Source organism: Emticicia sp. W12TSBA100-4 (genome assembly GCF_040253585.1).
In the GTDB taxonomy this organism is placed as follows: domain Bacteria; phylum Bacteroidota; class Bacteroidia; order Cytophagales; family Spirosomataceae; genus Emticicia.
In genome coordinates this window covers 262898-276281 of the sequence record NZ_JBELAU010000007.1, presented here as the reverse complement: position 1 = coordinate 276281, position 13384 = coordinate 262898, and the positions used below count along the sequence as shown (strand labels likewise).

The window sequence follows — 13384 nt, the reverse complement described above, 5'->3', positions numbered from 1 at the left end:
CCAATGAACAGAAAAGATTTCATCAAAGCCTTTATAGGAAGTGCCTTCGCTTTTAAGTTAAGTGATATTTATGCTTCAAAACCTGTGTATTTTGACGGAATGCACACCCTTGCTCCACTCCCCTACGCCAACGACGCTCTTGAGCCACATATCGACAAAATGACGATGGAAATTCACCACGACCGTCATCACAAAGCCTATGTCGATAACCTCAACAAAGCCATTGCTGGAACCGACATGGAAAAACTTTCAATCGACCAATTATTGAGCAACATCGGCAAATATCCAGTTGCAGTAAGAAATAATGGCGGTGGACACTGGAATCATACTTTTTTCTGGCAAATCATGGCCCCAAATGCGGGCGGAATGCCAACTGGTAAACTTTCTGATGCCATTACAGCAACTTTTGGTGGTTTCGATAAAATGAAAGAAGAATTTGGCAAAGCTGCCACTACTCGTTTTGGTTCGGGTTGGGCTTGGTTAATCGTTACGCCAGATAAGAAATTAAAAATCGTTTCGACTGCCAACCAAGATAACCCATTGATGGACGTAGCAACTGACAAAGGAACGCCAATTTTGGCTCTTGATGTTTGGGAACACGCTTATTATTTGAAATACCAAAACAAACGTGCCGATTACGTAGCCGCTTTCTGGAATGTTGTAAACTGGAAAAAAGTAAACGAAAACTTTGAAGCAGCAATGAAATAAGTAATTTAAACCTATGAGGTTTTGAAAGTTGTAACGATTCGGAACCTCATAGGTTTTTCGTATTTTTGAAAAAAATCTACAATTATGGAAGTGACTTATCAACTAAACGAGTCAGAATTCGACCAAAACGTTTTTAAGGCAATCAAAACAGCCTTCAAAAATCGTTTGATAAAAATTTCAATCAGTAGTTCAGATGTGAATGATACTGTGGCAGAGAAAGAACATGAGTATGCCGTTTCTATTCCTTATAATGATTTATCAAATATCATTGAATCTTTTGAAAAAGATGATTCATATAAGTTGATGGACGCTATTGAAAATTTCAAAATTGCGTCGAAATGAGAAGCCTCAAACTCGAACCAAAAGCAACTCAACAAGTAGCAGATTGGTTACATTCAGACCCTAAAACGCTCAAACGTATTCTCCGTATTCTTCAAGAATGTTGCCGAACTCCCTTCGAGGGCATTGGCAAACCAGAGCCACTCAAAGGAGATTTAAAGAAATATTGGTCAAGGAGAATTGATGATGAACACCGTTTGGTATATCAAGTGAGCGATACAGAAATTACAGTATTTTCACTTCGAGGACATTACGAATAAAAAAGGCTTATTTCTCAGCGAAATAAGCCTTTTTACTTGCATCAAATAGTTGTAAATATGTGTCCTACAATCTGATTTGGTTGATAATCAACAATTTATATTCCTGTGGACTGACAACCATCGACCGTTGACTGGCTTACTCCACAACCTTAGCCGCTAAAACCGTCTTTTTATCTGCTTTCAATACTTCGTAAGCTACCAAAACTTTACCATTAAATACTAAAGTACTGGCATTTTGTCCGTAATCTGAATCTATAACTTTCTGACTATCAAGCAATTTTCCGTTGATGATTTTGCTGTAAAATACATTACTCACACCACTTTCGGAAGTTTGTTCCCAAACCAAAACGGCTGTTTTATCATCAGCTGTTATGTACGTATTTTTTGCCGAAGCATCTAAAACTTTCAATAATTTACCCGATGAACTGGCCAAACGAAAACCCGATTGACCATTTTGTGTCCCTGAAAACCATGTGGCATACTGCTCGTTTTTCACCGAAACTGTTGTAGCACCTGCGTGTGGACAGCCTTTGATTTCCCATTTATCAGCATACAAAGTTTTGGGAGCTGAGAAAGTTGCTCCATTATCTTTAGATACAATGTGCGACATATCACGAATATCATTGTTATTATCACGATAAACCATGTGTAAAGCACCAGCTTCATCAACTACCATACTGATATTACAGCAATCACACACCACAGCATCGATGAGTTTTTCTGCTTGGAAAACCCCATTTTTAGTTATTGCCAAACGCAAATCACGTTCTTCGTGTTTGGTGCTTCCTTTTACATCTTTCAGATAAGCTACCGCAATTTCATCATTGGCCAATAAAACTGCATCGAAGAATCCACGAGTGAGTTTGGTAGTATCAGTATCAACCGAGGTTGGCGAAGTCCAGGTACTTCCACCATCTTTTGAAACCGTAAATCTTATTTCCGAACTACGTTTTGGTCTGGTTGCTGGTGCTTGTTGTGGAGCAGGTGCATTGTGATTACTATGATTAGCTTCTTGGAGCTGAGCTGATGGGCGTGCTTCTCTCGGTGGCATTGCTGGACTCGTACGATACGAGAAAACAGCAACCATTTCACCATTTTTCTTGAATAATAACTTCGGACGCATCAAACGGCCGTTTCCTAAGCCCCCATCAGCAAAAACTGTCTTTTTTTCGCTGTAAGTTTTCCCATCTTTTGAAGTAGCAAAGCAAAGTGAAACCACGTTTTGTGGGTCTTTTTCTGTCCAATATAAAACTACTTCTCCTTTATTGTTTTTTGTCAATGTTGGTAAAGTGTAAGTCTTATTTGGGTCAGTTTCGATGGGCGAATTCGTAAGGCTTGGATTAACACTGACTGTTGGAAGTGTTGTTTCGCCAACGGTTTTACAGATAGTCATTTCATGGTTTTCTTCTGGGCTGTTAATGAAAGAAAAGCCAAAAAAGCCAAAAAATCCAACAAAAAATAATTGAATAGGCACTAATAATTTTAACATTTTTGAATTGTTTTAATTTGGTTTATAAAGCACTGAATGCAATTAAAATCTATTGTTTACCAATTTAGTTATTGCCTTTTCGTAGGAACGTCCAAATTGGACGTTCAATAAAGATATTTAACTAAAAATTGAGTAAGATATACGATAATTATATTTGAGAACATCCAATTTGGATGTTCCTAAGGAGTTTTCAAAAACCTTAAAACTTATAACTCAAAGTAGTTGAAAACTGACGTGGAGCAATCGGATTGATGCTATAACGGTCATGCACGATGTAATTCATGGTATTGAAAATATTTGAAACTTTGGCGAGCATAGAGATTTTACCAAAAGTATATCCCGCCGAAATGTCAGTTGTAGTAAAGCCAGTTAGAGGAATCAAGGCATTATAAGCACTCAATGCAGCAGTTGTATTATTCAAACCACCATTCAAACCCACTACATTATTATTTCCTGCAAAACGTTTTCCTGTGTAGAAGGCAGAAATACCTAATTTCAAGCCTTTTAACTTAGTTTTATCGAAAGTATAAAACACAGAACCATTTGCTGTATTTCTTGGATTTCTAATCAATTGTTCACCCTCAACTTGTGAACCAACCACACCCGTTGTATTGGTATAACGCATAAAGTTATAACCATAGCCAAGCAAGAAATAGAAGTTTTTCGATAAAACACCGTTGAAATCAATTTCAAAACCATCGCTGGTTGTTTCGCCCGATAATTCTCTGATTGAAGTATTGGTGTTCGGATTACCGTTTTTATCGAAAAGAGCCGTTTGAGCAAAATTGCTATTAATGATTTTATAGACACTCGCATTGGCCGATAGTTTTCCATCTAAAAATTCGTTTTTCACCCCAATTTCATATTGGTCAATGATAGATGGTTTTAGGGCATCGCCATTAATATCAGTACCTGTATTGATAGTAAAGTTGTTGCTGTATGAAGTATAGATAGAGGTTGTCTGGAATGGCTGATAAATCAAAGCAAGTTTTGGAGAAAATGCTGCATCTGATTTATCGACCGCTGTGCCACGACGTGAAACATTTTTTTCAAGATTTATGATGGTTGATTGGAAAGCTGTTTGATAAGAATATCTCAACCCAGCTAATACTTTAAACTTAGAACTTACGGCAATTAAATCTTGCACATAAATACCGTAACGATTCTGAGGTGTAGTTGTGCGAGCAGTATCCGCAATGGTAGGAATATCGGTGCGAGCCACGTATTTCGTAGGGTCGAAAATATTAATTTTATCATAAGCAGTACCTACTACCCCAGCAGCTGATGTGAATTTAAAAGTATGGCTCACATTCTCGATTCTCAGGAAATCTGCACCAACTAATAATTGATGATTGATTTTTCCAGTTTTAAAACTTCCATTCAAATTTACTTGGCCTGTATAGTCCTTCTCGGCCGTATGCACCGCACTTAATGCTCGTGTATAATCGCCATTAAGAGCAATTGCACTTGGTACTCCTGCCCCAAACCCTTTTACACGTGTATCTTGCACCGAGCCAATAGCGGTAAGCTTCCAGTTATTATTAAAACGGTGGTTGATAGTCAAAAAACCAGATGTTTGGTTAGTATTGTTATAGGCCCACGAAGTATTGATAAAACGATTTCTCGGAGCTTCGGGCAATTCGGTAATCGTGATTCTGCTATTAGGTGTTCCTACCCCTGCATCTGGCACAATGTTGCTTTTCAAGTAATCGGCCTGCAATAAAACATCGGTTTTATCACTAATTTTATATAACAATGAAGGCGTAACATACACTCTATTTGTTTTTACAACATCACGATAGCTTTGTGCGTTTTCGTAGGTGCCAACTGCTCTGAAAGCCAATTTCTTACTAATCGGACCATACACATCAATGGTTGGTTTGTATTGATTATAGCTTCCTACAAGCATTGAGGCCTGTCCGCCCCAATCGAAACGAGGTTTTTTCGTAACCATATTGATAATCACACCGCCCGAAACATTGCCGTAAAGTAAAGCCGAACTTCCTTTCATAACTTCTACCGACTCTAAAGTACTGGCATCAGGAAAACCCATCGTATTACTGATTGTGCCGTTCTTGAAAATACTACCTCCTGCACCCGCAATACCTACACTATATCCACGAGAAGAAAAAGTTTCGGCAACGCCCCCACGTGTTTCGGTGAGCGAAACCCCACTGACATTCTTCACCACATCACCGAGTCGGATTGCTTGTTGGTCGGCAATTACGGTGCTGCTCACAACGGCCGTACTTTGAGGTAAATCAAGCGGACGAATATTGGCTTTGCCCAATGTAGCGGTTCGGTTGGCGGTATAAGTACCCGAAACTACAATTTCTTTCAACATTTCCGAATTCTCAAATAATTCAAGCGAAAGATTGAGGGTTTTACCTTCTTCAATTTTAATTTTTTGCTCTAAGGTTTTATATCCAACAAACGAAGCAATTAAGGTATAATTTCCATCTTTTATGTTTGTGATAGTAAACTCTCCCTTTTCGTTTGAAGTTGTACCTCGTTTGGTTTCTTTCAATTGAATAGATACGTAAGGAGCCGCTTGCCCCTCGCTATTACTGACAGTTCCTCTCAGATTTCCAGATTGGCCAAATGTCCAATTACTTAGCATTAATATGACCGATATAAGTAAGGTATTTTTCATAGTTTTCTTTGGAAAAATCATAATTTCTATTTAGACTAATTATAAATAAACTTTTAAAAAAGAAGGGAATTTTTTAAAACTCCCTTCTTTACTGTTATAATTTAAAACTTAAATCCTGCTGAAATGTAGAATGTACGGCCATCAGCTGGTAAAATTCCTGGGCCTGGGTACCCACCCGCACGACGTGTAAAATAACGTTCGTCAGTTAGGTTGTTTACACCTGCCTTAACATTGTAATGCTTCAAGAATTTGAAACTCGCCGAAAGGTCTTGTACGGTGTAAGCTGGAATTACGCCTGTTGTAGCGGCGGCATTGGCAACTTCTGTATTCGAAGCATCGGCATAAGCTTTGCCAATATCGCTCATTTGCCACGTAATTGAGAATCCTTTTTTGTTGTACGTAACTCCAAAACGATTGATTTTACGAGGAGCATTTTCTACTCTTTTGCCCGAAAGATTTCCTTCTACTACTTGTCCGTTCACTACCGAAGTTGTCTTGAAATTACGGTAAGTGGCATCAATGTAGGCTATCGAAGCAAACATACTCACATAACCAATTTTAGATTTTTTGAAGAAAGCCGTTACTGGGTCAAACTCAATATATCCCTCGAAACCTTGGCTTACCGAACGACCTAAGTTGGTACGGAATTGATAACGTTGGTTGGCAGCATTTGTTTGTGTGATTGTTCCGATTCGGTTATTGTAATTCACATAGAAATAATCAACATCGAAGTTCAAGTAATTAGCTACTTTGCCACGGTATCCGAAATCAAAATTATAGCCACGAGCATCTTGTAGATTTTCGTCAATCACATCGGTTGTCGCTGGAGGTGTAAGGTCAGAAATCAAAACTGGGCGATAGGCCTGCGAGATGTTTGTATAAAACTCCGATTGCTCGGTTAGGTGATATTCTGCTCCTCCACCAAAAAGTAAGAAACTACGATTTCGAGTAATCGGTGTAAGATTATTGGCAACACCATTCGATAGGCTAAAACGCCCTTGCATGGTCGAGCTGATATTCTCGATTCTTGCTCCGGCTGTTACTAAAAACTTCTTATTGAAACGGAAAATATTCTCAAAATAGGCTGCTTTATTGATATTGTTAAAGTCTAAATCACGTGGATAGTCGCCTTCGATAGTAAACTCCATGTCTTTACCAACTGAACCTTTTCCTTGTTGTTTGCGGTCGATGTTTCCGTTATAATACCTCAATCCACTGGCAAGGGTATTGTTTAAACCCAACAATTTATAATCTGTGATGAAGCGTAATTCCGACCCATAATTATTGTAGTAATCTCTATCTACTTGTCGATTTGAAGTAAGATTATCGATCGTTGTGATAGCCGAAACATTGCCAACACTGCTACGCTCGGCAATTACGCCAAATGCTTTCCAACTCAATTTTGTTTTTTCGCTGAAAATATACTCAGCCGAGAGCGAAGGAACCAACCAAGGCGTACTAAACCAGTTTCGACTACGCACACTCTGGCGAGCATCTTGAGCAAACTGAGCGTCGGTCAAGCCACCTGCTTGCTGACTTTTGTAGGTCATGTAAGTTGCTTCTGCTCCAATCTTAAACTTATTTGTGATGGCATAACTTAACTCGGCATGAGCGTGGTCGGTGTTGTAGTAGCTATTATCTCTCCAGCCATTTCCAAAACGTTTTTGATAATAAGCCGTATAGCTCAAACGTCCTTCCGTTCCACCAATGTAATTGAATGTACTAAACAAACCATTGCTACCCGTTGTATTCTGCGACTCGACCGTTACACGAGTAGAAATATCTGGTTTACGAAGTACAAAATTCATCAATCCACCAAATTGTGGCCCGTATTGAAGTGAAGATGCACCACGAACAATTTCGATGCGGTCAACTACTTCCATCGGTGGTGTATAATAGGCTTCTGGATAACCCATTGGGTCAGGTGTAATATCGTAGCCATTCATTCTAACGTTAAACTCCCACGAGCGATTCGGACTCAAACCACGAGATGCCACGCCCAACTGAATACCCGAACCATCGTTTTCCCATACCGAAATACCTGGCGTGCGACTAAATATCTGACGGCTATTATTCATCGCCAAGTTCGCATTGAGGTTATCGAGTTTAATGACTTCATTTTTCTTCGTGGCATTAATCGAATAGCCATCAACTTCGGCTAAGTGTTCGTTTCCTCTTACTCCACGGCTTGCTACTACCTGAATGTCTTTCAAAGTATAAGTTTCGTCTTCTAACTCAAAATCAAAGCTTTTTACTTCGTTTTCTTGAAGTGTAAAACTCAATTCTTTATTTTTCAAACCAACACTCGATACTACAAGTGTATATTCGCCATTTCTTAAACCCTTAATCACATATTCTCCGTTGGTGTTGGTTTGTACTCCTCTTACCGTTCCTTTCAACGTCACACTCGCTCCTACAATCGCTTGCTTCGCCCCATCCATAACTTTCCCATTGATAGCTGCTTTTTGTCCAAAAGCGGTAAAAATCACCAACTTAGAAAGTAAAATTGTATAAATTAAAGACTTCATTAAAGTATTTTTATTTTTGTTTAGACCAATTCTAAATAACACTGCAAAAGTAAATACGAAATTTTAATGAACAAGGATTTATTTAGATTAATTTTAAATAAGGTGTTTTACAAATAAGCATAACTGCTTCTGGACTACCCATTTTTCTGGCAGTTTTCTCGTTGGCACTGACCGTATATAATCAACGAATGCTCTATGATAGGCATCTGGTAGAATTGAGAGATTGAATCTTGAATGGATTGTAGGCGTGGGTCGCAAAACTCAAATACTCGATTACAATCCACACAAATTAAATGGCTGTGTTGTTTTCGGCCAAAGGACTTTTCGTAGCGAGCTGCATGCGAACCATTAAACTGGCGTTTTTTTACGAGTCCCAACTCTACAAGTAAATCAAGCGTGTTATAAACGGTCGATTTGCTTACTGAAAAATTACGTTCTACAAAAGCAAAATATAGTTCATCAGCCTCAAAATGATCGTCACGCTTATACACTTCTTCTAAGATTTTATATCGTTCAACAGTCTTCCGAAGCCCCAATTCTTCGATTTTGGCATCTAAAATTGCCTTTGCATCTTTATAATGGTTTTCTTTAAGCATGACTAATCTCATTTATCAAATCATTACTAACCTTAGTTTTTGAGGACTTCTTCCTTCTCCCCCACCAAATATAAAAACCTGTAACTGGCAAACTTGTAGCTACAACTGAAAGCAAAAAAGCCAAGACTTTTCCAGCAAAACCCAATATTCCACCCGTATGAATATCATAAGTCATTCTGATTAATTTATCGGCGGTATTGGCATCTTTTAGTCGGCCATAAACGGTTTTGGTGGGTATTTCTTTCAAGGTATATTGGTCGAAATAACGATAGTCGGTACTCCAATAAACGCCTTCACGGGTATTTACATTTGCTCCAATCGTTGCCGAATCAGATTCAATAGTGTGAACTTCGATCGAAAGTGCATCGGGGTGTTCGGCTTTCATTTTTTCCCAAACCAAATCAGTGGCTGGTTTCTTGAAATCGGTAACAATAGGTTTCTGCGAAACAGGTTCAGAAAACAAGAGTTCTTTTTCGCCACCCGTAGCCGTATAAATAAGAGAAGTAAACCACTGAATACCGAAGAAAATACCCGTAACCGAAATGATTAACAGCAAAAAAGAGCTATAAAAACCCAAAATATTGTGCAAATCGTAGTTTTTTCGCCTCCACTGAGTAGCATCTTTCCAACGAAACCAAAAGCGTTGTTTGGCTGCTGCTTTGTTTTTTGGCCACCAAAGAATGATACCCGAGATGAGCATAAAAACAAAAATCAGCGTAGCATACGAAGTTATCGGCTGACCAATTTCGGGTTTTAGCCACAAATAATAATGCCCATCAAGCACCCAATGAAAGAAGGTTTCTTCCATATTTTGCACATGAATCACCTCGGCGGTATATGGATTATGATAAATAATATAATAATGTTCAGGGTCAAAACCATAGAAAATAGCCTCTACACTACGGCCTTTTGCAGGATAATTAATGGCGTGTAAATGAGCTTTGGGCAATTTTATTCTGGCTACGGCTTCAAAGGCAGATGGTGGCAAAACGGCACGATTTTCTTCTACTTTTGAAAATCGAAAAGGCTGCGTAGCATCTTGAATTTCTTGCTGAAACGCATACAAACAGCCTGTTAAACTTACAACAAACACCACCAAGCCTGTTGAAAGACCCAGCCAAAGGTGCAACTTACCTATGATTTTTTTGAAATTCATTTGTTGACTTTTTCGCTTCATCCTCAGCCTCTAAGAGGCTAAGGCCGAATTTTAATAATAGCTTTAAAACTTATAATTGATACTCAAACGAGCATTTCTCATGGCCTCGGCTTGCCAGTAATAGAATTTACTCCACGAATAATAAGCACCTGAAATAACATCGGCATTGAATAAATTATTAACATTCAAGGCTACACTAAATTTATCGAATTGATAAGAAACAGCTCCATCAAAACGAGTAAAATTTGGCATCGTTGCATCAATGGTTTTGTCATATTCAGAGTACCAAGAAGTGCGTCCAGCAGCATGCGAAACTCCTAACGAAAGCCCCAAACCCTGTGCAGCTCCACTGGTTGCACGATAGCTAACCCACGCATTCGCAATGTGTTTGTCGGTTCCTGGCAACTGGCGATCAACTTGCTGATTTTCAGTGTCTTTTGTAACTTTTCCATCGGTATAGGCATAGTTCATCGTTACGTCTAAACCTGTCAATATTTGTCCACGCACATCAAATTCAATTCCTTGGGTTTTGGTTTGACCAAGTTGCACCGAGAAAAATTGATTGACAGGGTCAGCCGTCAGTACATTATTTTTCGTAATCTGATAAGCCGCCACCGAAGCCGTCCAACGGCCATCGAGCCATTCACGTTTCAAGCCAATTTCTTTGTTTGTTCCCGTAATCGGGTCGAATTTTTTACCTGTATATGAAGCCCCTGCTTGCGGAATAAATGATTCATCTAAAACCGCATATACACTCGTATTCTTATTCAACGAATAACTCAAACCAACTCTTGGCGTAAACTTACTTGCCGAAACTTTACCCGAATACGGGTCTTCATCGCCCGTTGAAGTGTATCTTCCTGCCAAAGTCAAACGCAGTTTATCATTCAATAATCTGATTTCATCTTGGGCATAAAGTGCGGTGTAAAGATTATTATAATGTACGCCACGCTCACGAATGCTAAGGCTACGGTCGAATTTAGGGTACGCCGAAGCAGGCACTTTTCCAAAAACTGGGTTATACACATTAAAGCCTTGCGAGCCAACAATTGCTCCTCCTTGAGCCCAATCGTGGTAATAATCTTTATCGCCCATATCAACACCCGCCAGAATACGGTGTTTGATTCTACCCGTTTCAACATCGCCATTCACAAAAAACTGACCTACACGAGTTTGGCCTAAAATATCCCAAATTGATGTGGCTCTTTGCAATGTATCGCCTTTAAAACCCGTCGGCCAGAGGCTCGAACCTACTTGACTGAACTTTAGATAAGCCACTTGCCCTGTAAATTTCCAGTTTTTATTGATACTGTGAGCAAGTGTAACGATTAACGATTGGTCGTTGATTTTGGTAGGAGCCATATTCGACTCCAGCGTAGTGAAATCGGCTGAAATATCGCCTAATTTGTTCGGTGAATAGATATAATTCGACCCCAATGGCGACATATTCACGCCCTGAAAGGTATATTCGGCCGTTATGGAAGTACTCGGATTGATTTGATATTTGATAACTGGTGCTACTGAAACACGATTGTTGTATTCAAAGGCACGTTGTGTACCTTTCATTTGGCCCATAACATTTAGACGATATTGTAATTTTCCATCTTTGTTCAATAAACCATCCAAATCTACAGTCGTGCGATACGTTCCGAAACTTCCGATTGCCATATTAGCTTCGCCTTTCGTAATTCCCGTAGGTTTTTTCGTAACCACATTATAAAAACCGCTCGGTTCGCCACTGGCAAGCATAAAACCAGCTGGCCCTTTCACAAACTCAACTCGCTCAACCATACTCATGTCTTCGTTGAGTGGCCCCCAAGTTGCTTGCACATTCATTCCATTACGAAAAGCAGCAATCCGTGAACCACGCATCACGATTCGAGCGTAATTTTCCCAGTGTTCGGAGCGAGTAGCCCCACTTACATTTCGTATCACGCCTTCTTGCATATCAAAGATTTGCTGGTCTTGAAGCGTTTGGCGGGTAATTACCTGAATATTTTGTGGAATTTCGAGCAAAGGAGTCTTCAAGCGGAGCGAAATAGAAGGATAATCGGTTACGTATTTGCTCGGATTTGCTGTTACCAAAACCTCTTGTAATTGATTGGCACTAGCTTCCAATACAAAATCAAGGTTTTGGGTTTGTCCGTTTGTGATTGTTACTTTCTTAGATTCGGTTTTTAAACCAACAAATGTAGCTTGTACTGTATAATTGCCTTCTTTAAGGTTAGCAATCTGGTAGTTTCCTTCGGCATCGGCAACAGTGCCTTTGGTCATACCTTTCAAGATTACATTTACAAATTCGGCGGGTTTTCCATCCGATGTCGTGATTTTTCCTTTAATAACACCACTTTGGGCAAAAATTACTTGCAATGAACTTATAAATAAGAGAATACCTGTTTTAATAAATTTACTTTTCATTTTTCTTTAGTGATTTAGATAAAAAATTAAAAAAGTGTGCAGACTTAGGGTCTTGGCAGTTTTCGATGTCACCCGAAAACGAGGTCTTTTTAGGGTCAGGGTTATATAGATTTATTTATCGTCGTGATTACAAACCTTAAAACATTTACAGTCAAAGCCTGCTTTTCTCACAGCACAATCAATCATCTCATCTTTGATTTCGTCAGAACTCACGATTGAAATTTGCTGACTCACATAATCAATTGTAAAAGCTTTCACTCCAACTGTATTCAACTCATTTTTAAGATTTTGCAAACTAATGGCTTGCTGTAAATCGACTAAAAAATTGATTGTTTTCATGGTCAATATTTATGTTGAAGATTTATTTTTAAAGTTAATTTTATTTAGACTTATTCTAAATAATAATACAAAGGTAAAACCGAAATTTAATTCTGCAAACTTTATTTAGAATATTTCTAAATAATAAATCCTAAACAAAATGAATAAGTAAAAATGAGTATCTTTGATAAAAACAAATTCGATTATGGAACTGATAAGAGAGATAATTTTCCCGACCGAAAGTACCTACACACTGCACTTTCCTGAAGAAATGATAGGCAAACAGGTTGAAATTATTGCCTTCGAGATTGAGAAGGCACCACCTATTGATAAGAAAGAAAAAAGTATTGATGATATTAAAGCTATTTTCAAAGATAATCTCATTGATTTGAGCAACTATAAATTCGATAGAGACGAAGCAAATAACTATGAGGACTAAAATTGCACTTGATACGAATATTCTAATTTACCTATTTGATGCTTCCGATGAAGACAAGCGTTTGATTGCTGAAACATTGGTTTTTGAGAAACCCATCATTAGTTCACAGGTTGTTTCTGAATTTCTGAATGTTTCAAAAAGATTGCTAAAATTGCCAAAACTTGATATAATCCTAAAAGCAAATAAACTTTTCAGTAATTGCGAAATAGCTTCTCTTAATCAAGAAACATTAGAAAAAGCCAAAGACTTAATAATCAGATACGACTTCCAACTTTACGATTCTCTTATTGTAGCAGCAGCCCAAATCTCAGGTTGTAATTGTCTTTATTCAGAAGATTTACAACATAATTTTTTAGTTGAAAATCGTCTCAGAATCATCAATCCATTCTTATAAATTGCTCCTTTTTAGTATATTTGCCATAGAAAATGCTATTTCAATATTAGCTAAACCGTGCATACTCACTGTTTGGATAGGATGAT

Annotated in this window: 12 protein-coding genes; 5 read left to right on the top strand and 7 right to left on the bottom strand. The window is 38.4% G+C overall.

What is annotated here, in order from left to right:
• Positions 1 to 3 precede the first annotated feature (3 nt).
• The 3 genes from ABR854_RS11980 to ABR854_RS11970 all read left to right on the top strand — a co-directional run bounded on the left by ABR854_RS11980 (position 4) and on the right by ABR854_RS11970 (position 1307).
• Positions 4 to 708 (top strand): superoxide dismutase, encoded by a 705-nt coding sequence (locus ABR854_RS11980; RefSeq protein ID WP_350265637.1) that lies wholly within the window; start codon positions 4 to 6, stop codon positions 706 to 708.
• An 84-nt stretch (positions 709 to 792) separates the two neighbouring features.
• Complete coding sequence (locus tag ABR854_RS11975) at positions 793 to 1050, top strand: hypothetical protein (RefSeq protein ID WP_350265636.1); 258 nt, start codon at positions 793 to 795, stop codon at positions 1048 to 1050.
• A complete protein-coding gene (locus ABR854_RS11970) occupies positions 1047 to 1307 on the top strand; it encodes a Txe/YoeB family addiction module toxin (protein ID WP_350265635.1) in 261 nt (86 codons plus the stop codon). Before ABR854_RS11975 ends, ABR854_RS11970 begins: the two co-directional genes overlap by 4 nt.
• 136 nt (positions 1308 to 1443) lie before the next feature.
• Here ABR854_RS11970 and ABR854_RS11965 read toward each other — a convergent pair whose 3' ends face one another.
• The 7 genes from ABR854_RS11965 to ABR854_RS11935 all read right to left on the bottom strand — a co-directional run bounded on the left by ABR854_RS11965 (position 1444) and on the right by ABR854_RS11935 (position 12486).
• A complete protein-coding gene (locus ABR854_RS11965) occupies positions 1444 to 2796 on the bottom strand; it encodes a sialidase family protein (protein WP_350265634.1) in 1353 nt (450 codons plus the stop codon).
• A gap of 199 nt (positions 2797 to 2995) precedes the next feature.
• Positions 2996 to 5449 (bottom strand): TonB-dependent siderophore receptor, encoded by a 2454-nt coding sequence (locus ABR854_RS11960; RefSeq protein WP_350265633.1) that lies wholly within the window; start codon positions 5447 to 5449, stop codon positions 2996 to 2998.
• A 101-nt stretch (positions 5450 to 5550) separates the two neighbouring features.
• Positions 5551 to 7977, bottom strand: coding sequence for a TonB-dependent receptor domain-containing protein (locus tag ABR854_RS11955; RefSeq protein WP_350265632.1), 2427 nt, complete (start codon positions 7975 to 7977; stop codon positions 5551 to 5553).
• Between the two features lie 134 nt (positions 7978 to 8111).
• Complete coding sequence (locus tag ABR854_RS11950; RefSeq protein ID WP_350265631.1) at positions 8112 to 8573, bottom strand: Fur family transcriptional regulator; 462 nt, start codon at positions 8571 to 8573, stop codon at positions 8112 to 8114.
• A complete protein-coding gene (locus ABR854_RS11945) occupies positions 8566 to 9729 on the bottom strand; it encodes a PepSY-associated TM helix domain-containing protein (RefSeq protein WP_350265630.1) in 1164 nt (387 codons plus the stop codon). Before ABR854_RS11945 ends, ABR854_RS11950 begins: the two co-directional genes overlap by 8 nt.
• Positions 9730 to 9792: 63 nt before the next feature.
• Positions 9793 to 12147 carry a TonB-dependent siderophore receptor gene (locus tag ABR854_RS11940; protein WP_350265629.1) on the bottom strand — a complete coding sequence of 785 codons (2355 nt, stop codon included), beginning with the start codon at positions 12145 to 12147 and terminating at the stop codon, positions 9793 to 9795.
• Between the two features lie 111 nt (positions 12148 to 12258).
• Complete coding sequence (locus tag ABR854_RS11935; protein WP_350265628.1) at positions 12259 to 12486, bottom strand: hypothetical protein; 228 nt, start codon at positions 12484 to 12486, stop codon at positions 12259 to 12261.
• A gap of 184 nt (positions 12487 to 12670) precedes the next feature.
• On the opposite strand from ABR854_RS11935, the gene ABR854_RS11930 reads away from it, so the two are divergent.
• Complete coding sequence (locus ABR854_RS11930) at positions 12671 to 12904, top strand: hypothetical protein (RefSeq protein WP_350265627.1); 234 nt, start codon at positions 12671 to 12673, stop codon at positions 12902 to 12904.
• Complete coding sequence (locus ABR854_RS11925) at positions 12894 to 13298, top strand: PIN domain-containing protein (RefSeq protein WP_350265626.1); 405 nt, start codon at positions 12894 to 12896, stop codon at positions 13296 to 13298. The genes ABR854_RS11930 and ABR854_RS11925 overlap by 11 nt, the downstream gene beginning before the upstream one ends.
• Positions 13299 to 13384: the final 86 nt, after the last annotated feature.

What these genes read in the sequence shown, in the direction of transcription:
- ABR854_RS11980 (WP_350265637.1), top strand. Translation starts at nt 4, where the DNA reads ATGAACAGAAAAGATTTCATCAAAGCCTTTATAGGAAGTGCCTTCGCT.
- ABR854_RS11975 (WP_350265636.1), top strand. Translation starts at nt 793, where the DNA reads ATGGAAGTGACTTATCAACTAAACGAGTCAGAATTCGACCAAAACGTT.
- ABR854_RS11970 (WP_350265635.1), top strand. Translation starts at nt 1,047, where the DNA reads ATGAGAAGCCTCAAACTCGAACCAAAAGCAACTCAACAAGTAGCAGAT.
- ABR854_RS11965 (WP_350265634.1), bottom strand. Translation starts at nt 2,796, where the DNA reads ATGTTAAAATTATTAGTGCCTATTCAATTATTTTTTGTTGGATTTTTT.
- ABR854_RS11960 (WP_350265633.1), bottom strand. Translation starts at nt 5,449, where the DNA reads ATGAAAAATACCTTACTTATATCGGTCATATTAATGCTAAGTAATTGG.
- ABR854_RS11955 (WP_350265632.1), bottom strand. Translation starts at nt 7,977, where the DNA reads ATGAAGTCTTTAATTTATACAATTTTACTTTCTAAGTTGGTGATTTTT.
- ABR854_RS11950 (WP_350265631.1), bottom strand. Translation starts at nt 8,573, where the DNA reads ATGCTTAAAGAAAACCATTATAAAGATGCAAAGGCAATTTTAGATGCC.
- ABR854_RS11945 (WP_350265630.1), bottom strand. Translation starts at nt 9,729, where the DNA reads ATGAATTTCAAAAAAATCATAGGTAAGTTGCACCTTTGGCTGGGTCTT.
- ABR854_RS11940 (WP_350265629.1), bottom strand. Translation starts at nt 12,147, where the DNA reads ATGAAAAGTAAATTTATTAAAACAGGTATTCTCTTATTTATAAGTTCA.
- ABR854_RS11935 (WP_350265628.1), bottom strand. Translation starts at nt 12,486, where the DNA reads ATGAAAACAATCAATTTTTTAGTCGATTTACAGCAAGCCATTAGTTTG.
- ABR854_RS11930 (WP_350265627.1), top strand. Translation starts at nt 12,671, where the DNA reads ATGGAACTGATAAGAGAGATAATTTTCCCGACCGAAAGTACCTACACA.
- ABR854_RS11925 (WP_350265626.1), top strand. Translation starts at nt 12,894, where the DNA reads ATGAGGACTAAAATTGCACTTGATACGAATATTCTAATTTACCTATTT.